We start from the raw sequence: 24,831 nt of genomic DNA on the forward strand, positions 1-24,831 counted from the left end.
TGAAATATATGACCGGCTGAGGGGAATGCACGAACTTATTGGCGACATCACGCTTTGCATCCTGTTTGCCTGGGGTCTTGGGTTGGCCGCTCATTTTTCCCGGCAACCGTTGATTCTGGCTTATCTGCTGGCCGGATTCTTCATTGGTCCATTCGGGATGGAATGGGTCAAATCGCAGGAGTCGATCCGGACCATTTCCGAACTCGGCCTGATCTTCATGCTTTTCATGATCGGCCTGGAAATCGATCTGAAGAAGATCATGCGCGCCGGGCCGGTGATCCTGATCGCCGGCGGCGGACAGCTCCTCGGCGGCTGCATTCTGGGCGTATTGTTTTTCATGGCAATCGGTCTGCCCATCGATGTCGGCGGGTTCGATGCGCTTTATCTCTGTGTCGCATGCGCGCTCTCGAGTACAGTCATCATCGTCAAAGTGCTCTATGAAAAACACGAGCTCGACACACTGCCGGGCCGTATCACGCTTGGTGTGCTGGTGCTTCAGGATGTCTTCGCGATCCTGTTCCTGGCGGTCCAGCCTAGTCTCGACGATCTTCACATTACCATCGTGCTGCTGTCGATCGCACGGGCCGGCACGTTGGTCGCGACTGCGCTGATCCTCAGCCGCTATGTACTGCCTTACCTGTTTCATCAGATCGCACGCCGCCCCGAGCTGGTGCTGCTCGGCGCGCTCGCGTGGTGCTTTCTGATCGGCGAAATCGCTGAACAATTGCATCTGTCGCGCGAGATGGGCTCGCTGGTGGCCGGGGTCTCGCTCTCAACTTTTCCCTACGCGCTCGACGTCACCGCAAAGGTGACGACGCTGCGCGATTTCTTCATCACGCTGTTCTTCGTCGCGCTGGGCATGACTATTCCGATTCCGAACGGATCCGTGATCGGGCTCGCGCTGGTGATCGCGGCCTTCACCGTGGTAAGCCGTCTCAGCACGACTTTCCTGCCACTGTATTTGATGAAGCAGGGATTGCGAGCCAGCCTTCTGCCGGCCATCAATCTGGCGCAGATCAGCGAGTTCTCGCTCGTCGTAATTCAAACCGGGCTGATTGCGGGACATATCCAAAGCGAGACCGCGAGCGCGGCGTCGTTCGCGTTCGTGGTGCTGGCGGTGCTGAGTACGTTCGCTATCGGTCGAAGCGACCAGCTCTCTCGGTACGGCATCATGTTCCTGAAACGGATCGGCCTTCGCGATCTCGACCGCCTCCAGGCGGGGGAGGGTGGGCATGGCGCAGGACACGGTGAGCCGCGACGCATTGTCATTCTCGGATTCTTCCGTGCCGCCAGCGCGCTGCTGAGCGAGATCGAATGCCGGGACGAGTCGATGCTGGACCAGATCGGAGTGGTCGACTTTAATCCGGTGGTGTTCAGTACCCTCTCGGCTCGCGGCCTGCATGTCACTTATGGTGACATCAGCAACGTGGATACGCTCGTCCATGCCGGGGTCGGCAGCGCCGAGATCATCATTCTGAGCGTGCCGGATTCGCTGCTCAAGGGTGCCAATAATGAAAAGCTTGTCCGCCACGTTCGTTCGCTGAACCCGACCGCAAAGATCATCTCGACGGCGGACCGGTTGTCGGACGTCGAGGATCAATATGCCGCCGGCGCGGACTACGTGACGGTGACTCGGCTGACCGACGCGCAAGAGTTGTTCGCGGCGATTGAAGCCGCCGAAAACGGGTTGTTGGCCGACAAGCGCGCCGAGACCGACGCGATTCTGGAAGGGCGTCGGGAGGTGCTGCCGTAGTTGATCCGGTACCGAACTCACCATGCCGGATCATATATGATGGCATGATCGTGTGACCGCTTTTCCGGACGCCGTCGGTTGCACCGCCGCCCGCTCTGCGTCATACGAACTTCCGTCAAACGGGAACGCGCAGACCATGCCCCATCGGATACCGGAAGTCCTCCAGGCTTTTGCCAATGGCGAAATCGTCGTCGTCACTGACGATGAAGACCGTGAGGGGGAGGGCGATCTGATCGTCGCAGCCTCGCTCTGCACCGCGGAGAAAATGGCGTTTGTCATACGGCACACATCCGGCATCGTTTGCGCGCCGATCACCACGGAGGATGCGCAACGGCTGCGGCTCGATCCGATGGTTGCGCATAACGAGTCCAATCATACGACGGCTTTTACCGTCTCGATTGATTACAAGCCGGACGGCGGCACCGGCATTTCGGCCGAGGCGCGTGCCTCCTGTTGCCAGGCGCTTGCCAATCCGAACGCCGGCGCCAGCGACTTTGCCAGGCCCGGCCACGTCTTCCCTCTGATCGCACGCAACGGCGGCGTCCTGCTGCGCGCCGGCCATACCGAGGCGGCGGTCGATCTTTGCAAGCTGGCGGGCCTGCCCCCGGTCGGGGTCATCAGCGAACTGATGAACGACGACGGCACGGTGATGAAAGGCGAGCAGGTGGCGCAGTTTGCTGCTGCGAACGGGCTCAGGCATGTGACCATCGCCGATATCATCGCGTATCGTCAGGCGCGAGAGAAGCTGATTGAGCGGGTCTCGGAATTTGCGATCGATAGCCCGATCGGACTGCTGCAAGGCTACGCTTACCGCTCCCCGTTCGATACGATAGCCCATGTCGCGTTTGTCTATAACGGCGTTGGCGACGGCCAGAACGTCCTGACCCGTTTCCACAAATCCAATATTGTACGCGACATTTTCGCCGGGCCGAAACGCATGGAGGCGGTGCTCGAACACTTCAGGAAGGCCGGCCGCGGCGTGCTGGTCTATCTGCGAGACGGCGCCGCGGGGGTGCCGGTGGCGCCGCTTCCTGAAGACAGGTCAGCGGAAGCTGATCGCAACAGACAGTGGCGAGAGGTCGGCGTCGGCGCGCAGATTCTGCGCGATCTCGGCGTGACGTCGATCCGGCATCTGACCTCGTCGGCCTACGACTACAAGGGGCTCTCCGGTTTCGGCATCGAGATCGTTTCGAACGAGCATCTGGAAAGCTGACTGTGGTTGCAGCGTCGAATTAGGATATACTCATGATCGCGGCTTTGCCGGCAGCGGTATCCGGAACGACGTGAAAGGATTGTCATGAGTGTTCGTCCGCAAGGCAAGGACAAACCCGTGCCGGTCAGTTTCCAGTGGGACGATCCGTTCAGGCTGGACGATCAGCTGACCGAAGACGAACGCATGATCCGCGACACCGCGCGCGCCTATGCGCAGGACAAGCTGCAGCCGCGTATCGTCAAGGCCTATCAGGAGGAGAAGACCGACCGCGAGATCTTCAATGAGATGGGCGAGCTTGGCCTGAACGGTATCACACTTCCGCAAGAGTATGGTTGTGCCAATGCCAGCTACGTCGCCTATGGCCTCGTCGCGCGGGAGATCGAGCGTGTGGACTCGGGTTACCGCTCGATGAACTCGGTGCAGTCATCATTGGTGATGTATCCGATCTATGCTTATGGCGACGAGAATCAGCGCAAGAAATATTTGCCGAAGCTTGCGACCGGCGAATGGGTCGGTTGTTTCGGCCTGACCGAACCGGATGCCGGTTCCGATCCCGGCGGCATGAAAACCCGCGCCGAGAAAGTGTCGGACGGCTATCGGCTGACCGGTTCGAAGACGTGGATTTCCAACGCACCGATCGCGGATGTGTTCGTTGTTTGGGCCAAGTCGTCGGCGCACGACAACCAAGTCCGCGGCTTCGTGCTCGAAAAGGGCGCGAAGGGCCTATCCGCCCCGAAGATCGACGGCAAGCTCAGTTTGCGGGCGTCGGCTACCGGCGAGATCGTGATGGATGGCGTGGTCGTGCCGGAAGAGAACCTGTTGCCGAACGTGTCCGGACTGAAAGGTCCGTTCGGCTGCCTGAACCGCGCGCGCTACGGCATATCATGGGGCGTTATGGGCGCGGCGGAAGACTGTATGGATCGCGCGCGAAAATACGTGCTCGAGCGAAAGCAGTTCGGCCGTCCGCTGGCGGCTGCGCAATTGGTGCAGAAGAAGCTCGCGGATATGCAGACTGACATCGCGCTCGGGCTTCAGGGCAGCCTGCGCGTCGGCCGTTTGATGGACGAGGGCAAGATGGCGCCGGAGATGATCTCCATCGTCAAACGCAACAATTGCGGCAAGGCGCTCGATATCGCGCGGATGGCGCGCGATATGCACGGCGCCAACGGAGTTCAGATCGAATATCACGTGATGCGCCACGCCGCCAACCTTGAAACCGTCAATACGTATGAAGGCACCCACGACATCCATGCGCTGGTCCTTGGCCGCGCCATCACCGGAATCCCGGCGTTTTCTTAGGGTCGTATCGTTGCGCAACTCCGAATCCCTCATGCCCGGGCAAAAGCGCGAAGCGCGTCTCCGCGCAAGTGATCCGGGTATCCATCTTTGAAGAAGGTTGGATTGCCGGATTCATGGCGTTTTCGGAACGGAGAGGGTTCGCGTGAAGAAACGCGTCAAAACAACAATCTAGAGCTTCGCTTTTGATGCCATCAGGGGAAAGGCTTCAAACCGGCAATGACGGCTTGGGTTAGTTCATGTCCGACACTGAAGACATTCCCTTCAACCGTGACTTTCCGCTGAAGCCGGGCGTCGTCGAGGAAGTCGTGCCCGGGGTCCGTCGCTTGCTTTGCAATAATCCGAGTCCTTTCACCTTCACAGGAACGGTGAGCTACATCGTTGGCCGCGGCAAGGTTGCGATCATCGATCCCGGACCAGATAGCGAGGCTCATGCGAAAGCGTTGCTCGACGCGGTGAGAGGCGAGACTGTGACGCACATCTTCGTCACCCACACCCACAAGGATCATTCATCGAATGCCGCGCGCGTCAGGGCGGCTACCGGCGCGGCAGTTTATGCGGAGGGACCGCATCGTGCTTCGCGGCCACGGTTTGAAAACGAAAAACACAATCCGGAGTTCGGCGCCGATCGCGACTTTAGTCCCGACGTTAGGCTTCGTGATGGCGACGCCGCGACCAGCGATGAATGGGCGCTGGAAGCGGTGAGCGCGCCCGGACATACCGCGAACCATATGGCGTTTGCATGGAAGGAACGCGGAATCCTTTTCGTTGGTGACCATGTCATGGGCTGGTCCACCTCGATCGTCGCGCCGCCGGACGGGTCGATGATCGACTATATGGCCTCGCTCGAGAAGCTCTCGCAGCGCGACGAGCAACTGTATTTCTCCGGTCATGGCCCCGAGATTCGGGATGGGCCACGTTTCGTGCGGCATCTGGCGCGGCATCGCCGGGCGCGCGAAGCCTCGATCCTGCATCGGCTGGCGAAAGGCGAGGCCGATATTCCGACCCTGGTCCGCGCCATCTATATCGGCCTTGATTCCAGGCTGTCCGGCGCCGCCGGCTATTCGGTGCTGGCGCATCTGGAAGATCTGGTGGCGCGGGGCCTTGTGCTCACGAATGGTGATCCCGTCATCGGTGGACGCTACCGGCTGGCGTGAGCCTTATCGCTTGACCGCTCCCTTTCCGGGAGGCTTGACCGGCACGGGCGGCTCCTTCACCGGCTTCTCGACAATGTTTTCGGCAGCGGTGTTGATGTCGTCGATCAGACTGCTAACACGCGCGGCGTTGCTGCCGAGATCGTGCTCGAAATAACGCGACGAGGAGCGGATATCGACGCGCGACCCGTCCTCGGTCGGCATGATGCGGATCACCACGTCTTCGCGGAACCCCATGACTGGCGTTTTCGCCACGGCCTCGATATGGCCGGGCTGCCGCGGCAGCTGCGGCGGGCGTTCATCGATCACCAGCCATTTGCGCCGCGCGACGAGCCGCCGGACGATATCGAAGGCATGCTGGGCCGTCAGATCCAGCTCCACCGGCTCGATCGCGGGATAGGCCACGCGCTGCTGTTCGGCAGAATAAAGACCGGTGTAGACTGCGGAGTTGGCGCCGTCGGTACCGCGCAGCCGCGCCAGCGCGTCGAAGTGAGGCGGGTTGATCGGATCGGTGGTGATATCGTGGATCGGCGGCAGGTTGCGATATTTCACGGCGAGGTATGCCGGATAGGCGAGAATGAGCACGTTCAGTAGCAGCGCTGTCAGGATACGGCCTATGCCGCGTGAGCCATTCCGCCATAGCGCTACAAGGCCTGCGAACGCCACCAGGATCGACAGCCCGGCGCAGGCCAGAGCGCCTAACAAGGTCGCGAGCGCGGGCTTGCTCTCGAGGATACCGAACCTTACGGCTACAATGGACACCAGCGTCGCGACCGCTGAGAACACCGCAAGTCGCCGCGCCCAGGTAGCCAGCGCGGAGAACGGTTCGGATTGATAGCGTGCGGAAAACCTGCGGGCCATCGGAGCGTCCGGTTTCGGCGGGGGACGGGTTGCGTGGATCACCTACCTTATTTGCTTCCTTGAAGAAACGCTGCTGTTCGCTTCCGTCAAAGCGGCGAACTCTGCGGCCAGAAAGTCCAGCAGCGCCCGCACCGAGGGCAACAATCCGCGTCGCGACGAGAACACCGCATGGACGATGCCGGCGCGCGGACGCCATTGCGGCAGCACGTCGACCAGCGTGCCATTGTCGAGGTCGGCTTCTACTACCATAGCCGGAAATTGTCCGACGCCGATGCCGCGCAGGGCCGCGAAACGCAGTGCCACCATGTCCTCGGTGATGAGGCGTGGTGTGTAGGGGATCAGCGCAGTGGCTTCGTCAGGGCCGTCGAGGCACCATTCATGATGCTGGTGAGGCGGTCCCCAGCCGATGCTTGGAAGTTTGGGAAGATCGGCGGGAACAAGCGGGTGGCTCAGTCCCTTTAACAGTATCGGCGCCGCCACCAGCCGCTGCGTGCTCTCGGCCAATACCCGCATCACCAGATCGTTGTTTTCGAGTGGCGGAAAACGCACGCGTAGCGCGATGTCGATACCATCGGCGATCACGTCGACACGGCGCGGCGTGCTTTCGAGATGCACCGCAACGTCCGGACACTCGGCCATGAAGCGGGCGATCATCTCGCCGACCTGGAAATACAGAAGCGGCGGCGGACAACTCACGCGAACGATACCTTGCGGTTTGCTGCGCGAGCGCTCGATCAGTTCCTGCGCCGCATCGGCTTCCACCAGCATAGCGACGCAATGCCGATAGTAGTCCTGTCCGATCTCGGTGACGCTGAAGCGCCGGGTCGAACGCTGGATCAACCGCACCCCGAGCCTGTCCTCCAGCATTGCGATGCGGCGGCTCAACCGCGAACGCGGCATCCCCAGCGCGCGGGCGGCGGCGGCAAAACCGCCATGATCGACCACCTGAACGAAGAAATACAGATCGTTGAGATCCTGCATCATCGTCTCATTAATAGGACAGTGATGGGCGATATTGCCAGCTACCGGGGTATTTGTCCCACCTATATCCTTCGTTGCAACAGCGGTCGAAGTAGGCCGCGTCACGGAGGTTCATCATGCGAAAGGTACTTGGTGTCTTTAGCGGTCCCCGGCAGCATTGGGTGGGCGACGGTTTTCCGGTTCGCTCGCTATTCTCGCACGCCAGCCACGGCGACCATGTCAGCCCGTTTTTGCTGCTCGACTATGCCGGGCCGGCCGACTTTACCCCGGTGGAGCAGCCGCGCGGTGTGGGCGTGCACCCGCATCGCGGCTTCGAGACCGTCACCATTGTTTATCAGGGTGAGGTCGAACACCGCGATTCCACCGGCAACGGCGGTTTGATCGGGCCGGGCGACGTGCAGTGGATGACGGCAGCCTCAGGCATCCTGCATGAGGAGTTCCACTCCCGCGCCTTCACCAAGAAGGGTGGCACGCTGGAGATGGTGCAGCTCTGGGTCAACCTACCGGCCAAGGCGAAGAACGCCGATCCCGGATACCAGACCTTGCTCGACGCCGACATTCCGGTGGTGGATTTACCGGATGGCGCCGGCAAGCTGCGGGTGATCGCCGGTGGGTTCGACGGCCGAAAAGGGCGGGCGAAGACCTTTACGCCGATCGACATCTACGACGTGAAGCTCAACCGCAACGGCGTTGCCACGTTCAAGCCGGCGGAAGGGCACACCGTCGCGGTGGTGGTGCTAAAGGGCACGGTGCTTGTCAACGGTAGCGAGATCGCCCGCGAGGCGCAGTTCGCATTGCTCGACCGCAACGGCGGAGAGATGACTATCGAGGCAAATGGTGAGGCTTCAGTACTGATCCTCTCCGGCGAGCCGATCGACGAGCCGGTGGTGATGCGCGGTCCGTTCGTCATGAACACGGAAGGCGAAATCCGCCAGGCCATGATCGATTTCCAGAGCGGCCGCTTCGGTACTCTGGAGCCGGTCGCGGCCAGCGGCTGACGACGGTTGAGATGGACGCGATTCGGCTAGCCGGATCGCGTCTCATCCTTCAACATTCAGCGGCGGTGCGCTCGTCCCGCCGTCGGTGCACCCGCGTCAATGTCAGCGAGCCCTTCAATAAAAGGAAATGACCCGTGGTCAGCGAAGCAATCCGTGATCCCGCAAAGGATGATCTTCTGACACCGCAAAATTCCACGTTCATCATCATCGACTATCAACCGGTGCAGGTGAACTCCATTGCATCGATGGATCGGCAGATCCTCGTCAACAACATTACCGGTGCGGCAAAAGCGGCGGTCGTCTATGGACTGCCGATTATCCATTCGACCGTGAACGTGAAGACCGGACTCAATAAGCCGCCAATCCCCACGATCCGCAAGGCGCTCGACAAATATCCGACCTATGATCGCACCACGATCAATTCGTGGGAAGACGTCGAATTCCGCAAGGCGGTCGAAGCGACCGGCCGCAAGAAGCTTATCATGACGGCGCTGTGGACCGAGGTCTGCCTGACCTTTCCGGCGCTTGATACGCTTAAGGAGGGTTACGAGGTGTACGTGCTCGTCGATGCCGTCGGCGGGACGTCGGTCGCGGCTCATGAGGCGGCCCTGCGCCGCATCGAACAGGCCGGCGCAAAGCTCAGCAGTGTGCCGCAGCTCTTCTGCGAACTGCAACGCGACTGGAAGCGTGCTGAGACCGTTCCGGCCTTCATAAATTTGTTCATCGAGACGGGTGGAACGGCCGGTATTCAGTTCTCTTACGACAAACAGGGTTGAACCATCGCGATGCCTCACTTCGTTGCATGAAAATGCTTGGCCTCACGGCCCAGGCATTCGTTGGTTCAGCGCCGAGATGTCACGCTGCGGCGTTAGGAAAGCTGTACCCCCTGAACTGTTCGCGCAGCGCCGTTTTCAGAATCTTTCCGGTGGCGGTGTGGGGAATGCTGTCGACGAATGCGACGTCGTCGGGCATCCACCACTTGGCGATCTTGCCATCCATGAAGCCGAGAATCTCGTCGCGCGTCGCGCTCTCGCCTTCCCTGACTTGGAGAATTAATAGCGGGCGTTCGCCCCATTTGGGGTGGTGGATCCCGATTACGGCGGCTTCCGCTACCTTGGGATGTTCAACGGCGAGATTTTCCAGATCGATCGACGAGATCCATTCGCCCCCCGATTTGATCACGTCCTTTGATCGGTCCGTGATCCGGACGTAGCCGTACTCGTCGAGGGTGGCAACGTCGCCGGTATCGAAGAAGCCCTCCCCGTCGAGGATATTGTCATTGACGCGGTAGTAGGCGCCGGAGATCGCGGGGCCTCGCACCTTGAGCCGGCCGGGGGTCGTGCCATCCCACGGCAGTTCGTTGCCGGCGTCGTCGGTGATCTTCATTTCGACCATGAAGGGCGCGTATCCCTGCATCTGCAGCCGATCGAGCTTGGCGTCTCCCTTGAGGTGGCTGAACTTGCCTTGCAACGCACCGGCAGTGCCGCGCGACGACATCTCCGTCATGCCCCAGGAGTGGCGAACCTCGATGCCCATGTCGTCGAAAGCCTTGATCACCGAGCGCGGCGCCGCCGAGCCGCCGCAGATCACCACCTTGAGGTCCGGCAGCCTGAGGTTGTTTGTTTCCATATGCTGCAGCAACATCAGCCACACGGTAGGGACGCCCGCTGTGAAGGTGACTCTCTCGCTCGACAGCAGTTCGTAAACCGATGCGCCGTCGAGTTTGGCGCCGGGCATCACGAGCTTTGTGCCCATGGATGGCGCAGAGAACGCTATTCCCCAACTATTGGCATGGAACAGCGGGACCATCGGCAGCATTGTATCCTTCGATGCCGCACCCAGCGCGTCAGCGCTGTTGACAATCATCGAATGCAACACATTGGACCGATGCGAGTACACCACGCCTTTCGGATTGCCCGTGGTTCCCGACGTGTAGCACATCGCGGCTGCGGTGTTCTCGTCAAAGGTTTTCCAGGTGAAGTCGCCATCGGCTTCCGCGATCCAGTCTTCGTATGGGACCGCATTTTTCAGCGCGGTCTGCGGCATATGCACCTTATCGGTGAGGACGATGTAGCGTTCCACGCTTGGCAGCCTGTCGGCGATCTTCTCCAGAATCGGGATGAAGGTGATATCGGTCATCACGATGCGATCTTTCGCATGGTTGATGATCCAGGCGATCTGATCCGGAAACAGGCGAGGGTTTACGGTATGGCAGACCGCGCCGATGCCCATGATGCCATACCAGGCCTCGAGATGACGCCAGGTGTTCCAGGCGATGGTAGCGACGCGGTCTCCCAGCTTGATGCCTTGGCGATCGAGTCGCTGCGCCAGTTTCAGCGCGCGGCCGCGAATTTCGGCGTAGTTGGTCCGATGAATCGGACCTTCGACCGATCGCGTGACTACCTCGCGCCCGCTATGAACCTTCGCCGCGTGATCGATGATCCGATGACACAGCAGAGGCCAGTCTTGCATCAAGCCGAGCATTCGAACCTTCCTGTTGATCCTCGCTCTCTTTATCGTTCTCCTGGCGGGGATTTGCCATGACGAAGTCTGGCGCGGGGATTTCAGGCCGCCAACTGCTGTGCGGTGCTTTAGCCCGCGACCCATGGGCCATGGTAGCGTTCGCAGCCCTTTTAATGCCGGCAACGGCATTGGCTGGGAGCAGGACGCCGTTGCCACAGCCTCGTCCGGCCGCTGCGCTGGCTCCCGATGGCAAGGGTAGCACGCAGATAGGGGAGGATCGCCCCGCGACGCCCGAGATTGCGCCGGAGCCTTCTTCCTGCCGCCTGGCGTTGACCGATTCGGTCGCTATCGCCCCGAGCATTCCTGCGATTGCGGGGCCGGGCGAGTGCGGCGGTGACGATCTGGTCCGGCTTGAAGCCGTGGTGCTGCCCGACGGTGGCCGGGCAGCGGTCAAGCCTGCCGCCACCCTCCGTTGCAAAATGGCGTCCGCGATTGCGGACTGGATTCGCAGCGACATGGCGCCGCTGGCCGAGGGACTCGGCAGCCGGGTCAGCGAACTCGACAATCTCGACTCGTTTGAATGCCGAGGGCGCAACCGGGTCGCCGGAGCAAAGCTGTCCGAACACGGGCGCGCCAATGCGCTCGACGTGGGTGCCCTCAAGCTCGCAAACGGACGGACGATCGATTTGGCGGATCGGGCAGTGGAGCGGGATCTGCGCGAAAAGGTGCTGGGCTCGGTTTGCGCGCGCTTCACCACGGTGCTGGGGCCTGGATCGGATGGCTATCACGAGAACCATATTCACCTCGACCTGATTCAGCGCCGCAACGGCTACCGGATCTGTCACTGGGAAATCTACGACCCTGTGCCGGCGGTCGCGCCGTTGCTGCCCACCGAACGCCCGGTGGAAGCGCCGCAGCGTGAAATGGCGGAAGAAAAAGGCAAGGCGTTTGAAGCGGTGCCAGAGCGCCGCGCGGTATCTCGCGCTGCCCCGCGAGCTGGATCTGTAGCGGCTATCTCGGCGGAGATGGTGCCTCAACCCCAGAAGCGGCCTACGGCCGCCGACGCTGCGGGTAAGGTTGCAAAGTGGCCGACGCCGTCGACTTCAAAACCGCCAACGCGACGCTCAGCCGCTGACTCTGTGAAACGCAAACGGAGGCTCCGCAGCAATCTTCCGCCATTCCTCCGACCGCTATTCGACTGATTGACGGCTATAGGCGAAGCATATTCGCGAGTTTGCCCCGAGATGCGCACCGGTTCGCATGAAGAAGCGTTCCCAATACAAAGCTGGAAATCGGTTTTGATTCCATCAAACGCTGGTATGGCCCGACACGCCGGGGGAAACAGACGGCAATAAAAAAGCGCCGGAGAACCGGCGCTTTGCAGATTGAGAAATCGGTCGATCAGTTAAAGTTGCCGCCGCCATTCCACGAGGCCATCTTCGCGCCGTGTTTCGGCTCAAGCACAACCACCACCGTTCCCACCTTGACGCGATCATAAAGATCGATGGCGTCCTCATTGGTCATGCGAATGCAGCCTGAGGAAATCGAGGCACCGATATATTCCGGCTGGTTGGTTCCGTGGATCCGGAACAACGTATCCTTATTGCCCTGATAAAGATACAGAGCTCGCGCGCCGAGGGGGTTATCCGGCCCACCCGCCACGCGCGACGGCAGTCCCTCGATGCGCTTGTGAATGTCGGCGGTCGGAATCCAGTCCGGCCACTCACGCATGTTGCCGACCCTCGCCACGCCGGAGAACGCCAGCGCTTCCTCACCGACGGTGACGCCGTAGCGGATCGCCTTGCCGTTATCGAGCACGTAATAGAGGTAGTGGTTGTCGGAATCGACCATGATCGAGCCCGGCGCTTCCTTACGGTGATAATCGACGATCGCGCGGCGGAACGGCGCAGCCACCGGCGTTCTCGTGTAGGAGACCTTGGACAGCAACTCCTTGTCGCGCGGCTTGAAGTTGTTGGCGTTCGTGGCCTCGTAATGCGTGGCCTGCATGCAGCCCGACAGCATCAGGCCCGCAGCCAGAATCCCAAGTTTAATCCGAAGAGACGACATCGTTGTTTTCCAAATGCCCACTGAAATCCTGGCGACTTGCACCCCAGAAGCCAAGAATCTTCTAAACTCATTATTGTCGGAATTCCCTCGAATTGCAGCACTTAGAAGCCTCTGTCGCTATGCAAACTCGCGCCTGTGGTATTTTTGCCGCAAATGCCGATCCGCAAATCAGCGGCGCAGTATCTCAAGACGGTAGCAAGAAGCGTGTAATTGCTGGTTCCCAGCGCATCGGAATAACTGCATCCGCTGCAGCGGCGGCGCCTTGCCTGCTTTTCAATGCTGCGATTGGTTCCGATTCCAATATTTGCATTCCGTTGCGGGGGAAGCCCTTGCAAAGGTCGGGATCAATCGGCCACTAGACCTTCTACTAGACTTTCAAGTTCGTTTGCCGGTTCGCTACAAAGTGGCTGGCGAATGCCAAATTCAATCCACCAGCGTCACTTCAGATTGTTCGTGTCCACACCTTGAGTCGGTGCCGTTATCTTCGGAGGGGCCATGCTCTCGATCTTCGCGCCAGATGGCATGGCGCTGCGAAAGACCGGTCCGGTCGATCCCGCCGCGCTGCCCGACAGCGCCGTGTGGATCGATCTCGAGAACCCGACGCCGAGCGAGGACCGCGCCGTGGAGGGGCTCGCGGGGGTTGCGGTGCCAACCCGGGAGGACATGCAGGAGATCGAGATTTCCAGCCGCCTCTATGTTGAGAACGGCGCGCGCTACATGACGGCCAGTCTGATGTGCGGCAGCGAAACCGACCGCCCCCGCATCACCCCCGTCACGTTCATCCTGTCCGGCCATCGTCTCGTCACCGTGCGCTACGACGCGCTAAAACCGTTCGCTCTGGTGGAGAACAAGCTTGCGCGCGCGGCTGCACAGGGTTTGACCGGCGAGGGGGTGTTGCTCGAATTGCTCGATGCCGTGATCGATCGCTGCGCCGACATTCTGGAGCGCGCCGGCGCCGACATCGATCAAGTCAGCCACGACATTTTCGAGCCGAACGAATCCGCGCGCACTGGCCGTGCCAAACGCTATTCCGAAATCCTGATCGTAATCGGCCGCAAGGGCGATCTCACCTCGAAAGTTCGCGAGAGCCTGGTCTCGATAGGCCGTCTCGTCACCTTCGTCGCGACCGAATCCAACAGCATCAAATGGTCTAAGGCCATGCTCGCTCAGCTCAAGACGATGCAACGTGATGTCGCCTCGCTTTCCGATCACGCCTCTTATCTGTCGAACAAGACCACCTTCGTGCTCGATGCGATGCTTGGAGTTGTTAATCTCGAACAGAACAACATCATTAAACTGTTTTCGGTAATGGCTGTGGTGCTGATGCCGCCGACGCTGATCGCTTCGATCTACGGCATGAATTTCAAGATAATACCTGAGTTGAACTGGTCGCACGGCTATCCGTTCGCGCTCACCATGATGGTGATTGCTGCGGTGCTGCCCTACATGATCTTTAAATGGAAGAAGTGGTTGTAGGACCAACTCTCGAGCACCGGCCTTGCGACAGGGCTTGCCACAATTTTCCCCGTAAAATTTGAATGTTCGCCTGAACGCTTTCCAAGAAAAATTGCTGCCATAACCCGTGCATGACATCGCGGGAGTTACAATGGTTGAGAAAGTCGTAACAAGGGATCGCAACATCCTCGATTTTCGCAGCTATCAACGGTTGCGCAGATTTAGTGCGGACAATGCTGCGGTCGCTCCCATACGCACATGCCGGCATTGCGGTGCAGCGTTGCTCGAGGGTGAGAATGACGACGATTGTTCCAGCGCGGGTCTCGCTGCGCCGATATTGCGCGCGCCATCACGAAGGTCTTGCGCGGATTGAATTTAGCGTCCTCATCCCGGATACGCGATTTCACGTGATCTCGGATTTCCATGGCGGGAGCTATGGAGTCCGACGACGACTGCGGTTCCGGAAATGATACGTACCAATGGTGCTTGTCCGCGTCTGGTCTATACGTGTTGGCCGCCGTTGATGTGGATCTCCGCGCCGTTGACATATGAACTCGTCTCCGTACAGAGCACGTAGACGATTTTTGAGACTTCGTCCGGGGTGCCGAGGCGACGCAGCGGAATCTGGCGCTGGACGATCTTCTCGGTTCCAGGCGACAGGATCGAAGTGTCGATCTCGCCCGGCGCGATTGCATTAACGCGTACGCCGAGGCGGCCGAAGTCCGCCGCCATCTCGCGGGTCAGTGAGGCCAGCGCCGCTTTTGAAGTTGAATAGGCCGCGCCCGCGAACGGATGCACGCGCGAGCCGGCGATCGATGTGACGTTCACAACAGAGCCTTTCGCAGCCTTCAGTTCGCCGATCAGTCCGCGCGCCAGCATGATCGGCGCCATGAAGTTGACGCGGAATACCTTCTCCCAGGTCTCCATGTCGGTGTTCAGTGAGCCAAGCCGCGCGCCGCCCTCGCCCTTCGGCGAGATCGCGGCATTGTTGACCAGCGCGTGCAGCTTACCGCCTTCGAGCCGCGATCGGATCTCCTGGATGGCCAGCATCGTGTTTTCGGGGTCGGACAGGTCGACCTGAATGTGGTCTTCGGGGCCGGCATCCCAGGGGCACTGTTCCGGAAACGGATGCCGCGAGCAGGTGATGACCCGCCATCCCGCGCTGGAAAACCGGATTACGGTCGCGTGGCCGATGCCGCGGCTCGCGCCGGTCAGCAGCAATGTGCGGCGCGGCGCGTTGGGGTCGACCGCCGTCGCCATCTCGGTTCGAGGATTTGCTTTGTCGGGGGTCATGGGTACAGCCTTGTCTTGGTCCACGGAGCATCAGGCGCCGTGCGGCGGAATTCGATGCGGTCGTGCAGCCGGAATGGGCGGTCGTGCCAGAATTCGAATTGCGTCGGTGCGATCCGCCAGCCGCTCCAGCCCGGCGGTCGCGGCACACCGCCGATGATGTATTTTGCGGCTTCCTTCGCGATCGCCTGCTCGAACGCGAAACGGCTTTCCAGCGGCTGCGACTGCTTGCTGACCCAGGCGCCGATCTGCGCCTGCTTCGGACGCGTGGCGAAATAGGCATCGGCCTCCGCATCGGTGACGGGCGTCACGGGCCCGCGCACACGGACCTGCCGGCGTAGCGACTTCCAGTGAAACAACAATGCCGCTTTGGGATTTGCGGCGAGTTCGCGGCCCTTGGCGCTGGCGATGTGGCTGTAGAACACGAAGCCCCCGGCATCGAAGCCCTTCATCAGCACCATGCGCACATCAGGCAGGCCGTCGGCGTCTGTGGTAGCGAGCGCCATGGCATCGGGGTCGTTTGGTTCTGACGCGACGGCTTCCGCGAGCCACGCCGCGAAGAGGGCAAAAGGATCCTGGGCTTCCGTGAAATCACCGGACGTTAACTGGCTTGTGTTCTTGATGTCCGTGGTGTCGTTCATACGGGGTCCACAGGTTGCGCCGGTCTATCGTCGAAAGTCCGTTGCGGTCCTTATACAGGGCAAACCTGTATAGGGCACGTCTGCGCGTTGGCCTATCCGCGATCGGACCCTTCGCCGCCATCGTGGCAGCGATCATGATCGGGGCTACGACCGGAGGCTGCAGTATGGCACGGAATCAAGCGGCGTTCGCGCAGATGGGAGACGACGAGGCTACCGGATCGATCGCAGCGCTCTCCCATGCGCGTCCGACGGACACCGATCTTGCTTTCGCGCGCACAGCCGCCTCCGACGTGCTGACTAAAGGGAATAAGGATGCGAGCCAGCCATGGGAAAACCCCTCGACCGGCGCGCGGGGCTCGGTGACGCCGCTGGCACAGGCCTATAGCGCCGAGGGGCGCACTTGCCGTGATTTTTTGGCGAGTTACGTTAACGGAAAGTCCGAAAGTTGGTTGCAGGGGGCGGCGTGCAGAGCCCGCGGCGGTCAGTGGGAAATCCAATCCCTCAAACCCTGGCGAAGCTGATGCAGAACGGCAGCTGCGAATAGCTGAACCACCTCGTTGCAAAAATGCCACGGATACCCCAAATGATAGGCACGGTGGGTCCGGGGGCTCATTGTCCAGATTCCTGAAGGAGACGGTACGGATGCGCGACCCCTATGAGGTCTTGGGGGTGCAGCGGGGCGCCAGCGCCGCGGCGATTAAAAGTGCTTTTCGCAAGCTCGCGAAGAAGCACCACCCTGACGCCAACACGAACGATCCCAAGGCCGCCGAACGGTTCGCGGAGGTGAATTCCGCCAACGAGATCCTAGGCGACGAGGTCAGACGCAAGCAGTTTGACCGGGGCGAGATCGACGCAGACGGCAAGCCGCGCTTTCAGGGTTTCCCGGGCGGTGGAGGTCGCGCTGGCGCGCGGCCGGGCGGCGGTTTCGAGCAGTACGGCTTCCGCGGTGGCGGTGGCCCCGGGGGTGATGGTGGCGGGTTTGAGGACATTATCAACAGCATGTTCGGCGGCGCGCGGGGTGGACGCCGGCCGGGCGCGCAGGCGTTTGATTTTGAGTCCAGCACGTTCGGTTCGCCTGATCTCGATCTCAATATCGCCATGACAGTAACGCTCGAGGAGTCGGTCAAAGGTGGCGAGAAACGCATCCGCCTGCCCAGCGGCAAGGAACTCAATGTCAGAATTCCGGCCGCCGTAACGTCGGGCCAGCAGATTCGGCTGAGAGGGCAGGGCGACACCGTGCCCGGACATCGCCCCGGTGATCTCCTGATCACGGTGACGGTCGCCCCGCATCCGTTCTTCAAGATCGACGGGGGCGATTTGCGCGCCGAGCTGCCTATCACGCTCTATGAGGCGGTGCTGGGCAGCAAGGTGCGGGTGCCGACGCTCGGCGGCGCAGTTGAACTGTCTATCCCGAAGAACACTTCGGGCGGTCGCACCTTTCGCCTCAAGGGCAAGGGCATCCCGAAGGGGGGGGCCTCCGGCGATCTATTCGTTACGACGCGAATCGTCCTGCCCGACGGCAATGACGCCGAGCTTGAGGCGCTCATGGAGAAGTGGCGCGAGGCGCGCTCCTACAGCCCCCGGCGCGATCTCGGTTAGCGCGTGTGCGTCGGGGAGCCTGATCACGCGATGCCTTGGCCGGGATTTTCATCCGGCTGTCGCGCTACCGTGCCCGAGGATGCTCGGCCCATTTAAGTCTTTCCTCAACTGGCCACGCTGCTCGCTCCGGTGGGAGGGCGTTTTTTTGCGGCGGATAGCTGCAAAACCCAACGTTCTTTGACTGTCGGCTCTATTGCAGTTGTCGACGAGCCCCCGTTCGCCTTTCTGAACGCTTAATCTCGTTTGAACCGATCGCGGCCTGCATCTCCTCATAAAGTTCAAGTTTCGCCATTTCCAGGAGGAGTTTTACCAAGCCGAGATCGAGTTGGCAGGACATTTCCCAAGCGTCATCGATCAATTGCTCAACCGCTGCATATCTTTCGAGACGAACTAACATTGTCGTGCCGCTCCAACGGGTATGGCCATAAAAAATGATTGCTAGTGATCGAATCCGCCGAACACTCGGCACCGAAACGGGCCTGAGTTTTTTGGCTAAGCACGAAGCCGCTGATCCGCTTCAGGTTGGGCGACAATGGCTTGGGCGACATTGCCCCGCATTTCCTGAAGTTTCTGCAGCGTGCGTCGATCGAACGCCGCGGTAACGGCAATAATTGAATCTTTCCCGATCTGCTGCGGCAATCCGAGGGGGGTCACGCGAAAGTTCAATTGCACCAAGCGAAGAAGCCATAATGGATTCATCTCGATGATGATCTTTCCGACGCCGCTCGCTAGGCCCCATTCGACGATAGACGACAAAAGCAGGTTTCCGGCCGGGCTCAAAATGCGCCCGCGATCGCGATGTTCTCGCGTCACGCAATAGCGCGTCCATTCCCAAATATGAGGTCCTACAGGGAAATCGCCTTCGCACAAGTGCGGAAGCACCTCCGTGAGGAGGTGTGGGCGCATCGATGGCAACATCCGTTGATATCCAAGGACGCGATCGTCTTCGATGTAGAGCATGTGGAGTGCGCGCCCGTCGTCGAACTGGTCGATCTCTCGGCCGTCAGGCTTGCGCAGATCTTCCCACCCCATTTCGTCGACAAAAACATTGTGACGCAATCGATAGGCCTGTTCCATCTCGCACTGATAGGCACCGATATTCTCAGCCGTTACGATGTGAATCATTGAAGTTCTCCGCCCATGTCTACGCCGAGTTAGGGCGAAGGAAGGGCGGCGAACAAGTACGGGAATCCGTACCTTGACCTATCGGATAAGGTTATGTCTGAGCGCGGTCGCGACGGTCTGGGTGCGGTTCGTGGCGTTCAGTTTGGCGCGAAGCTGACGTGCGATCTTGTCGACGAGGTGTTCTGAGACCTTCAGAATAACACCGATTTCCCAATCACTTTTTCCTTCCGCCATCCACTGCAGGATATCCATTTCTCGCGGAGTCAGATTCACTGGGGCTGAGTTATATTTTTGCGCGAGGGCTCGCGCGAAAGCGTGCATGGCGATGAGTTGTAGCTGTCGCCGCACCTTGGGGGGGACTTCAGCACGCTCACTTGCCAGGGAGAAACCGGCCGTTTGACCATCGAGGGTGATCATCGGAACAGTGAATCCGCACCCGAGATTAAACTCGCGCGCTTCCCCCATGATGCGCGTCGGCGTTGGTGTGTTCCGATAAGTTGGTTCAAGCTCGGACCATAGAAATGGTTCCGTGGATGTGTTGACCCGATGGATGGTGGGATCGTCGAAAAGATAACCTTGCGTGAAATAGCGCTCGCTCCACGCTTGCGGCCATTGATGCAAAACGACATTTGAGATTTGCTGCTCTGCAGTCATCCCTGGAACGGGAATGATGCCTGCGAGCACATGCGAAAAGCCGAACGGGCGCGCGACGTCAACAACGACATCGGCTATCTGTGCCAGGGTCGAAGCCTTATCAAGTCTCGCAATACAAGTTAGGGTATCGTCCAGCGTCTGTCGCGACATTCCGGCCCCCGAACTGCCTATATAGGCGGCTGAGTACACTATCGAGCGACATTTGGATTAATTGCAACTGTTGTATGATGCGGCGTGTCGCTACGGCCGCTACAGCTAGGGCTTGGCTGCCCGGGTAACTTGGCGATTTCCTCAAAGTTCCCTAGATTCATCAGCTTCGCGATCCGTTCGCCTTGATCGTTGTCCAAATCTAGCGGTTCTGATTCGCTGCGCGGGTCAACCGTGTTGTCCGACCTTAGTTGAAATTGGAAGCGATGTTTTGAGCCAGTCGACGACGGTTTGCAGTTCCGCGATTCGGTAGGGACAATATTGGAGCATTTTTCGAAACTCACGGAATTTATTTTAGTACGGGGCGTTACGAATGGGTAGTGATATCGCGGCAGGCCGATGACCTGAAAACGCCCCTTGCGGTCCGGGATGCGATATTGGCAGGCGAGCGGCTTCATAGCCTCTGTATTTCCGCTGAACCAATAGTGTATATGCGGTCATCAACCATCACCGCCTGTCCGACCTCGGGTCGGGCGTCAACGGCCCTCACGGCCTTGCAAGTGAAAACATGGAATGACTTCGTTGATTCTAATCGGTCGTCAGTCCAGCCGCCCTTGATATGCCCACCATCTATTACATCCGTCACGGCAAGACCGAATGGAACGCCCTCGGCCGCTTCCAGGGCCTCCAGGACATTCCGCTCAATGATCTCGGCCGCGCCGAGGCGACGAAAGCCGGGGACATTCTGCGCAAGCTGCTTGCGCGTGAGGATCGCGATCCCGTCGGATTGGGTTTCGTCACCAGCCCGCTTGTCCGCGCGCGCGCTACCATGGAACTGACGCGCGGCGTATTGAACCTGCCGCTTCATGACTATTCCGTCGACGATCGGTTGCGCGAGGTCGGTTACGGGCATTGGGAAGGTCTGACCCTGGCGGAGATGAGGGTCGCCAATCCCGATGTCTATGCCGCCCGTGAGGCTGATAAATGGAGCGTGGCGCCGCCGGGCGGCGAAAGCTACGCCTCAGCCACCTCGCGGTTGCACGACTGGTATCATTCGCTAAGGTCCGCCACCGTCGCGGTCGCGCATAGCGGCACGGCGCGGGCGCTGATGGTCGTGATGGGGCTTCAGACTGCGAAAGCAGCTGCCAGTCTGCGCATCGAGCAGGGTGCGGTGTATGTGCTCGGCGAGGATGGACTGGCCAAGCATAGTTAAGCAAGAAACCGCGCTTTCCCGGCGGTTCCATAGTCTGAGGTGACAGAGCGGCCGAACCGCAAGCCGGAAAGTTGCGATTTGCGCAACATGCCGCTACGAGAAGTAGCGGTTTCGCGCTTTGGATTATCGATGTCTCACAATACCTTCGGTCATCTGTTCCGGGTCACGACCTTTGGCGAAAGCCACGGGGTAGCAATTGGCTGCGTGGTCGACGGTTGCCCGCCGCAGCTCGCCCTAACGGTCGAGGAGATCCAGCGCGATCTCGACCGCCGCCGTCCCGGCCAGTCGCGTTTTACGACACAGCGGCAGGAGCCGGATGCGGTGAAGATTCTGTCGGGTGTTATGGCGGATCCCGAGACCGGTCAGCAGGTGACGACGGGTACGCCGATCGGACTTTTGATCGAGAACGCCGACCAGCGCTCAAAAGATTATTCCGACATCAAGGACAAGTTTCGCCCCGGCCATGCCGACTTCACCTATGAGGCAAAGTACGGTCTGCGCGACTATCGGGGGGGTGGGCGCTCCTCGGCGCGCGAGACCGCGATGCGGGTCGCGGCCGGAGCGATCGCGCGCAAGATCGTCCCCAATATGACCGTGCGCGGCGCGCTGGTACAGATGGGCCCGCACAAGATCGATCGTGAGAAATGGGATTGGGACGAGATCGCGCGGAATCCGTTCTTCTGTCCCGATAGGGACAAGGCCGCGTTCTTCGAGAGCTATCTCGATGGCATCCGCAAGAGTGGCTCATCCATCGGCGCCGTGGTTGAGGTGGTGGCCGAAGGGGTGCCGGCAGGACTCGGCGCGCCGATCTATGCCAAGCTCGACGGCGACCTTGCCGCGGCGCTGATGAGCATCAATGCGGTCAAGGGCGTCGAGATCGGTGCTGGCTTTGGTGCGGCCGCGCTGACCGGTGAAGAGAATGCCGACGAGATGCGCAGTTCTTCGTCCAATATGGGCAACCACGGTCCGGTGTTCACCTCGAACCATGCCGGCGGCATTCTCGGCGGCATATCCACCGGCCAACCCGTTGTGGCGCGGTTCGCGGTGAAGCCGACCTCGTCCATCCTGTCGCCGCGCAAGACCATCGATCGCAACGGCACCGATACCGATATCCTCACCAAGGGCCGTCATGATCCTTGCGTCGGCATCCGCGCCGTACCGGTGGGAGAGGCCATGGTGGCCTGCGTCCTGGCGGATCATTTCCTGCGACACCGAGGGCAGGTCGGCGCGCGCTAGAGCCTTTCCGCGTCTGATTGAATCACAAACGAAGCTCCAGATTGTTGTTTTGACGCGTTTTCTTCACGCGAACCGGTATCCACTTCGCTCAAAATCGCTACAGGACGTGGCCCGCAGGACGAGAGCCGATCTATCGGCTCAGACTCGTGCCTCCAGCACCAGGTTAAACGGTGTTTCCGCCGCGCGGCGTAACTGAGAGAAACCGGCAGCCTTGGCGACCTCGCGGAGCCGGGTCTCGCCGGCTTGCGCGCCAAGCGCGAGGCCGACCTCTTGGGCCATCGACGCTGGCGTGCAAACCATGGTGGACGCCGCGTAGAACAGCCGGCCAACCGGATTGAGGTTGTCTTCCAGTTTGTCCTGGGCGAACGGCTCGACCAGCATGCAGGTGCCGTCCTTCGCCAGCGTCACCCGGACGTGGCTGAGCGCGCCGACCGGGTCGCCCATGTCGTGCAGGCAATCGAAGAAGCATACCAGATCGTAGTCGTTGGCCGGATACGTCTTGGCGGTGGCGACTGCGAAGGTGACGCGCTGGCTCAAACCCTCGCTGGCTGCGGCGGCTTGTGCGGCGGCGATCGAGCCCGGATGGGCGTCGAAGCCGAAGAAATGCGAATTCGGATAAGCCTTGGCCATCAGCAGCGTCGAAATGCCATGGCCGCAGCCGACATCGGCGACCTTGGCGCCGCGTTCGAGTTTGGCAACCACGCCGTCGAGCGCGGGCAACCATTCCTGCACCAGATGATGCTTGTAGGTTGTACGGAAGAAGCGCGCGGTGCCGCAGAACAGGCATTCGGCGCGGTCGTTCCAGCCGACGCCTTTGCCGCTCTTGAAGGCTTCCGAGACCTTCGGCTCATCGAGCATGATCGCAGCCATCATGTCGCCGATCGCGCCCATGAACACCGGGCTGTCGTCGTCGGCGAACACCATCGCCTGTTCCGGCAGCATCGAGAACGTCTTCGTCGTTGCGTCATACTCGACGTAACCCGATGCAGCCTGCGCCGACAGCCATTCGCGCACGTAACGCTCAGTAGTGCTGGTGGCTTGCGCCAGTTCGGCTGATGTCATCGGGCCTTTGTTTGCCAACGCCTTGTAGAGCCCGAGGCGGTCGCCGGTGCGGATCAGGGCTGCATTGGCGGCCGCGCCGATATCGGTGACCATCTTGCCCATGAATTGATGCAGTCGATCCATATTCACGTCCATGAAAGCCTCCTGTGAAGTTTCATCCTGGGTCCATCGACTTGCCTTGATACGCGCGAGCCATGGCGTTGGAGGAAGCGATACCTCCGGATGACAAACGGAGCCCCTCGGTCGTGGGTCATTGTACGCCGCGAACGGTTCACCGCCGGCGTGAAAATTTCGCGACCAGTTCGATGTGCGGCGAATGTCGGAATTGGTCGACGGGCGTTACAGTCTCCAGGTTGTAGCCTCCATCGATGAGGATGCGCGCGTCACGCGCAAATGTCGCCGTGTTGCACGACACCGCGACAACGACGGGAATCCTGCTGGCTGCGAGTTGTTTGCTTTGCGCCTCTGCGCCCTTCCGGGGCGGATCGAAGACCGCCGCATCGAGGTCACGCAGTTCCTGGGCCATCAACGGGCGGCGGAATAGATCGCGAATCTCGGCCTTGATCGGTTTCAGCCCGGGGACTGCTGTCGCCTTCTGTAACGCCGCCACTGCGGCTGCGTCGCTGTCGAAGGCCGCGATCCGCGCTCGGGCCGCCAGGCGCAGCGCGAATGGGCCGACGCCGCAGAACAGATCGGCGATATGCCTGGCCTTGCCGCAATGCGCGGCGACCCGGGCCGCCAGCGTTTCTTCGCCGGCGACCGTCGCCTGTAGGAATGAGCCCGGCGGAAGGACAAGCCGGGACGCGCCGATCTCGATCATAGGCGGCGCGCGCATCAGCACCAGTTCGCCGTGGCGGGTCAGCCGGGCCAGCCGGTGCGCCTCTGCGATACGCGATAGTGTTGCGACCAACGCGGCGGGCAGTTGTCCGGAGCCGCGGACGTCGACATCGAGGCCATTGCAGGTCGCGGTCACCTGGATATCGAGCGGCTTGTTCGCAGGCTTCAACGCTTCGGCCAGCTCACGCGCTGCATCAATCGCGCCGTGGAGGGCAGGGTCGAGCACCGGGCACGCATCGATCGGCACGATGGCATGGCTGTTCGGTGCGGAGAAGCCCACGCGCAGCTTGCCGTCGTCGCTCCGGGCATGGAGGGTAATCCGCCGGCGGCCGGCGCCATGCGCGTCGATGAGTTCGTCCACCGCACAGTCGATGCGGGCCTGTGCCAGCGTGTCGATCACGATCTGCCGCTTCCAGGCGCGGTAGGCCTCCGGCCGCCAGTGCTGGATCGCACAGCCCCCGCATGCGCCAAAGTGAGTACAGAACGGCGCGATCCGATCCGGGCTCGCTGTCTCGATGCGGAGGAGGCGCGCGCGGTCTCCATGGCCGGCGAGCGGTTCGATCTCGACGGCTTCTCCGCCCAGTGTGTAAGGGACATAAACGTTGCCGCCATCGGTCAGGGCGACACCGTCGCCGCGATGGCCGACGTGATCGATGGTCAGGTGTTTGGTCATGCGGTGCACGAGTTCTGGAAGAGAGACGTCGTCATTGCGAGGAGCACTTGCGACGAAGCAATCCAGTTTTTGCTACGACAATCTGGATTGCTTCGCTGGCGCTCGCAATGACG

23 protein-coding genes are annotated in these 24,831 nt (G+C 60.7%); 12 read left to right on the forward strand and 11 right to left on the reverse strand.

Features of this window, described 5'->3' with window-relative positions; translation table 11 throughout:
- Positions 1-25 precede the first annotated feature (25 nt).
- The 4 genes from GGQ85_RS04475 (at position 26) to GGQ85_RS04490 (ending at position 5,419) form a co-directional block, all read left to right on the forward strand.
- Complete coding sequence (locus tag GGQ85_RS04475) at positions 26-1,753, forward strand: cation:proton antiporter (RefSeq protein WP_079445750.1); 1,728 nt, start codon at positions 26-28, stop codon at positions 1,751-1,753.
- Positions 1,754-1,889: 136 nt separating this feature from the next.
- Entirely contained in the window at positions 1,890-2,966 is a 1,077-nt protein-coding gene (ribB, locus tag GGQ85_RS04480) for a 3,4-dihydroxy-2-butanone-4-phosphate synthase (RefSeq protein ID WP_309773541.1), read from the forward strand.
- An 84-nt stretch (positions 2,967-3,050) separates the two neighbouring features.
- The gene (locus GGQ85_RS04485; protein ID WP_309773542.1) at positions 3,051-4,265 is read left to right on the forward strand and encodes an acyl-CoA dehydrogenase; all 1,215 of its coding nucleotides are present in this window, start codon (positions 3,051-3,053) and stop codon (positions 4,263-4,265) included.
- A 236-nt stretch (positions 4,266-4,501) separates the two neighbouring features.
- Positions 4,502-5,419 carry an MBL fold metallo-hydrolase gene (locus GGQ85_RS04490; RefSeq protein ID WP_309773543.1) on the forward strand — a complete coding sequence of 306 codons (918 nt, stop codon included), beginning with the start codon at positions 4,502-4,504 and terminating at the stop codon, positions 5,417-5,419.
- Between the two features lie 3 nt (positions 5,420-5,422).
- On the opposite strand, the gene GGQ85_RS04495 is transcribed toward GGQ85_RS04490, so the two are convergent.
- Together GGQ85_RS04495 and GGQ85_RS04500 are read right to left on the reverse strand one after the other, a co-directional pair.
- Entirely contained in the window at positions 5,423-6,277 is an 855-nt protein-coding gene (locus GGQ85_RS04495; protein WP_079445753.1) for a DUF1499 domain-containing protein, read from the reverse strand.
- Positions 6,278-6,319: 42 nt separating this feature from the next.
- Positions 6,320-7,258, reverse strand: coding sequence for a LysR family transcriptional regulator (locus GGQ85_RS04500; protein WP_309773545.1), 939 nt, complete (start codon positions 7,256-7,258; stop codon positions 6,320-6,322).
- Between the two features lie 116 nt (positions 7,259-7,374).
- Here GGQ85_RS04500 and GGQ85_RS04505 point away from each other — a divergent pair, with 116 nt between their 5' ends.
- Positions 7,375-8,256, forward strand: coding sequence for a pirin family protein (locus tag GGQ85_RS04505; protein ID WP_309773546.1), 882 nt, complete (start codon positions 7,375-7,377; stop codon positions 8,254-8,256).
- 134 nt (positions 8,257-8,390) lie between these two features.
- Complete coding sequence (locus tag GGQ85_RS04510; protein WP_309773547.1) at positions 8,391-9,032, forward strand: hydrolase; 642 nt, start codon at positions 8,391-8,393, stop codon at positions 9,030-9,032.
- 79 nt (positions 9,033-9,111) lie between these two features.
- On the opposite strand, the gene GGQ85_RS04515 is transcribed toward GGQ85_RS04510, so the two are convergent.
- Entirely contained in the window at positions 9,112-10,740 is a 1,629-nt protein-coding gene (locus GGQ85_RS04515; protein WP_309773548.1) for a fatty-acid--CoA ligase, read from the reverse strand.
- A gap of 56 nt (positions 10,741-10,796) precedes the next feature.
- On the opposite strand from GGQ85_RS04515, the gene GGQ85_RS04520 reads away from it, so the two are divergent.
- On the forward strand, positions 10,797-11,921 hold the full coding sequence (locus GGQ85_RS04520) for an extensin-like domain-containing protein (RefSeq protein ID WP_374708845.1): 1,125 nt from the start codon (positions 10,797-10,799) through the stop codon (positions 11,919-11,921).
- 199 nt (positions 11,922-12,120) lie between these two features.
- Here GGQ85_RS04520 and GGQ85_RS04525 read toward each other — a convergent pair whose 3' ends face one another.
- On the reverse strand, positions 12,121-12,786 hold the full coding sequence (locus GGQ85_RS04525; protein ID WP_079445758.1) for a L,D-transpeptidase: 666 nt from the start codon (positions 12,784-12,786) through the stop codon (positions 12,121-12,123).
- Positions 12,787-13,281: 495 nt separating this feature from the next.
- Here GGQ85_RS04525 and GGQ85_RS04530 point away from each other — a divergent pair, with 495 nt between their 5' ends.
- On the forward strand, positions 13,282-14,262 hold the full coding sequence (locus tag GGQ85_RS04530) for a magnesium transporter CorA family protein (protein WP_309773549.1): 981 nt from the start codon (positions 13,282-13,284) through the stop codon (positions 14,260-14,262).
- A 480-nt stretch (positions 14,263-14,742) separates the two neighbouring features.
- Here the strand turns inward: GGQ85_RS04530 and GGQ85_RS04535 are convergent, their stop codons facing one another.
- Together GGQ85_RS04535 and pdxH are read right to left on the reverse strand one after the other, a co-directional pair.
- Positions 14,743-15,534 carry an SDR family NAD(P)-dependent oxidoreductase gene (locus GGQ85_RS04535; protein ID WP_309773550.1) on the reverse strand — a complete coding sequence of 264 codons (792 nt, stop codon included), beginning with the start codon at positions 15,532-15,534 and terminating at the stop codon, positions 14,743-14,745.
- Positions 15,531-16,172: a pyridoxamine 5'-phosphate oxidase gene (gene pdxH, locus GGQ85_RS04540; RefSeq protein WP_079445761.1), complete on the reverse strand. Its 642-nt coding sequence runs from the start codon at positions 16,170-16,172 to the stop codon at positions 15,531-15,533. Before pdxH ends, GGQ85_RS04535 begins: the two co-directional genes overlap by 4 nt.
- A 41-nt stretch (positions 16,173-16,213) precedes the next feature.
- Between pdxH and GGQ85_RS04545 the strand changes: the two genes are divergently transcribed.
- Positions 16,214-16,693, forward strand: a complete 480-nt coding sequence (locus GGQ85_RS04545; RefSeq protein ID WP_244553408.1) for an RT0821/Lpp0805 family surface protein — start codon at positions 16,214-16,216, stop codon at positions 16,691-16,693.
- Positions 16,694-16,814: 121 nt separating this feature from the next.
- Positions 16,815-17,771: a DnaJ C-terminal domain-containing protein gene (locus tag GGQ85_RS04550; RefSeq protein WP_309773551.1), complete on the forward strand. Its 957-nt coding sequence runs from the start codon at positions 16,815-16,817 to the stop codon at positions 17,769-17,771.
- A gap of 190 nt (positions 17,772-17,961) precedes the next feature.
- Here GGQ85_RS04550 and GGQ85_RS04555 read toward each other — a convergent pair whose 3' ends face one another.
- The 3 genes from GGQ85_RS04555 to GGQ85_RS04565 all read right to left on the reverse strand — a co-directional run bounded on the left by GGQ85_RS04555 (position 17,962) and on the right by GGQ85_RS04565 (position 19,700).
- Positions 17,962-18,168 (reverse strand): hypothetical protein, encoded by a 207-nt coding sequence (locus tag GGQ85_RS04555; RefSeq protein ID WP_079445763.1) that lies wholly within the window; start codon positions 18,166-18,168, stop codon positions 17,962-17,964.
- Positions 18,169-18,263: 95 nt separating this feature from the next.
- Entirely contained in the window at positions 18,264-18,896 is a 633-nt protein-coding gene (locus tag GGQ85_RS04560) for an acyl-homoserine-lactone synthase (protein ID WP_079445764.1), read from the reverse strand.
- A 78-nt stretch (positions 18,897-18,974) separates the two neighbouring features.
- Positions 18,975-19,700, reverse strand: a complete 726-nt coding sequence (locus GGQ85_RS04565) for a helix-turn-helix transcriptional regulator (RefSeq protein WP_079445765.1) — start codon at positions 19,698-19,700, stop codon at positions 18,975-18,977.
- A gap of 616 nt (positions 19,701-20,316) precedes the next feature.
- On the opposite strand from GGQ85_RS04565, the gene GGQ85_RS04570 reads away from it, so the two are divergent.
- Both GGQ85_RS04570 and aroC read left to right on the forward strand, forming a co-directional pair.
- The gene (locus GGQ85_RS04570; protein ID WP_309773552.1) at positions 20,317-20,910 is read left to right on the forward strand and encodes a histidine phosphatase family protein; all 594 of its coding nucleotides are present in this window, start codon (positions 20,317-20,319) and stop codon (positions 20,908-20,910) included.
- A 129-nt stretch (positions 20,911-21,039) separates the two neighbouring features.
- A complete protein-coding gene (gene aroC, locus GGQ85_RS04575; RefSeq protein ID WP_309773553.1) occupies positions 21,040-22,146 on the forward strand; it encodes a chorismate synthase in 1,107 nt (368 codons plus the stop codon).
- Positions 22,147-22,284: 138 nt separating this feature from the next.
- Here aroC and GGQ85_RS04580 read toward each other — a convergent pair whose 3' ends face one another.
- A complete protein-coding gene (locus GGQ85_RS04580) occupies positions 22,285-23,343 on the reverse strand; it encodes a class I SAM-dependent methyltransferase (RefSeq protein ID WP_309773554.1) in 1,059 nt (352 codons plus the stop codon).
- A gap of 136 nt (positions 23,344-23,479) precedes the next feature.
- Positions 23,480-24,718, reverse strand: a complete 1,239-nt coding sequence (locus GGQ85_RS04585; protein ID WP_309773555.1) for a class I SAM-dependent RNA methyltransferase — start codon at positions 24,716-24,718, stop codon at positions 23,480-23,482.
- Positions 24,719-24,831: the final 113 nt, after the last annotated feature.

It is taken from the genome of Nitrobacter vulgaris (assembly GCF_031453995.1).
Lineage (GTDB): Bacteria > Pseudomonadota > Alphaproteobacteria > Rhizobiales > Xanthobacteraceae > Nitrobacter > Nitrobacter vulgaris.

What these genes read in the sequence shown, in the direction of transcription:
- GGQ85_RS04475 (WP_079445750.1), top strand. Translation starts at nt 26, where the DNA reads ATGCACGAACTTATTGGCGACATCACGCTTTGCATCCTGTTTGCCTGG.
- ribB (WP_309773541.1), top strand. Translation starts at nt 1,890, where the DNA reads ATGCCCCATCGGATACCGGAAGTCCTCCAGGCTTTTGCCAATGGCGAA.
- GGQ85_RS04485 (WP_309773542.1), top strand. Translation starts at nt 3,051, where the DNA reads ATGAGTGTTCGTCCGCAAGGCAAGGACAAACCCGTGCCGGTCAGTTTC.
- GGQ85_RS04490 (WP_309773543.1), top strand. Translation starts at nt 4,502, where the DNA reads ATGTCCGACACTGAAGACATTCCCTTCAACCGTGACTTTCCGCTGAAG.
- GGQ85_RS04495 (WP_079445753.1), bottom strand. Translation starts at nt 6,277, where the DNA reads ATGGCCCGCAGGTTTTCCGCACGCTATCAATCCGAACCGTTCTCCGCG.
- GGQ85_RS04500 (WP_309773545.1), bottom strand. Translation starts at nt 7,258, where the DNA reads ATGCAGGATCTCAACGATCTGTATTTCTTCGTTCAGGTGGTCGATCAT.
- GGQ85_RS04505 (WP_309773546.1), top strand. Translation starts at nt 7,375, where the DNA reads ATGCGAAAGGTACTTGGTGTCTTTAGCGGTCCCCGGCAGCATTGGGTG.
- GGQ85_RS04515 (WP_309773548.1), bottom strand. Translation starts at nt 10,740, where the DNA reads ATGCTCGGCTTGATGCAAGACTGGCCTCTGCTGTGTCATCGGATCATC.
- GGQ85_RS04520 (WP_374708845.1), top strand. Translation starts at nt 10,797, where the DNA reads ATGACGAAGTCTGGCGCGGGGATTTCAGGCCGCCAACTGCTGTGCGGT.
- GGQ85_RS04525 (WP_079445758.1), bottom strand. Translation starts at nt 12,786, where the DNA reads ATGTCGTCTCTTCGGATTAAACTTGGGATTCTGGCTGCGGGCCTGATG.
- GGQ85_RS04530 (WP_309773549.1), top strand. Translation starts at nt 13,282, where the DNA reads ATGCTCTCGATCTTCGCGCCAGATGGCATGGCGCTGCGAAAGACCGGT.
- GGQ85_RS04535 (WP_309773550.1), bottom strand. Translation starts at nt 15,534, where the DNA reads ATGACCCCCGACAAAGCAAATCCTCGAACCGAGATGGCGACGGCGGTC.
- pdxH (WP_079445761.1), bottom strand. Translation starts at nt 16,172, where the DNA reads ATGAACGACACCACGGACATCAAGAACACAAGCCAGTTAACGTCCGGT.
- GGQ85_RS04550 (WP_309773551.1), top strand. Translation starts at nt 16,815, where the DNA reads ATGCGCGACCCCTATGAGGTCTTGGGGGTGCAGCGGGGCGCCAGCGCC.
- GGQ85_RS04555 (WP_079445763.1), bottom strand. Translation starts at nt 18,168, where the DNA reads ATGTTAGTTCGTCTCGAAAGATATGCAGCGGTTGAGCAATTGATCGAT.
- GGQ85_RS04560 (WP_079445764.1), bottom strand. Translation starts at nt 18,896, where the DNA reads ATGATTCACATCGTAACGGCTGAGAATATCGGTGCCTATCAGTGCGAG.
- GGQ85_RS04565 (WP_079445765.1), bottom strand. Translation starts at nt 19,700, where the DNA reads ATGTCGCGACAGACGCTGGACGATACCCTAACTTGTATTGCGAGACTT.
- GGQ85_RS04570 (WP_309773552.1), top strand. Translation starts at nt 20,317, where the DNA reads ATGCCCACCATCTATTACATCCGTCACGGCAAGACCGAATGGAACGCC.
- aroC (WP_309773553.1), top strand. Translation starts at nt 21,040, where the DNA reads ATGTCTCACAATACCTTCGGTCATCTGTTCCGGGTCACGACCTTTGGC.
- GGQ85_RS04580 (WP_309773554.1), bottom strand. Translation starts at nt 23,343, where the DNA reads ATGGACGTGAATATGGATCGACTGCATCAATTCATGGGCAAGATGGTC.
- GGQ85_RS04585 (WP_309773555.1), bottom strand. Translation starts at nt 24,718, where the DNA reads ATGACCAAACACCTGACCATCGATCACGTCGGCCATCGCGGCGACGGT.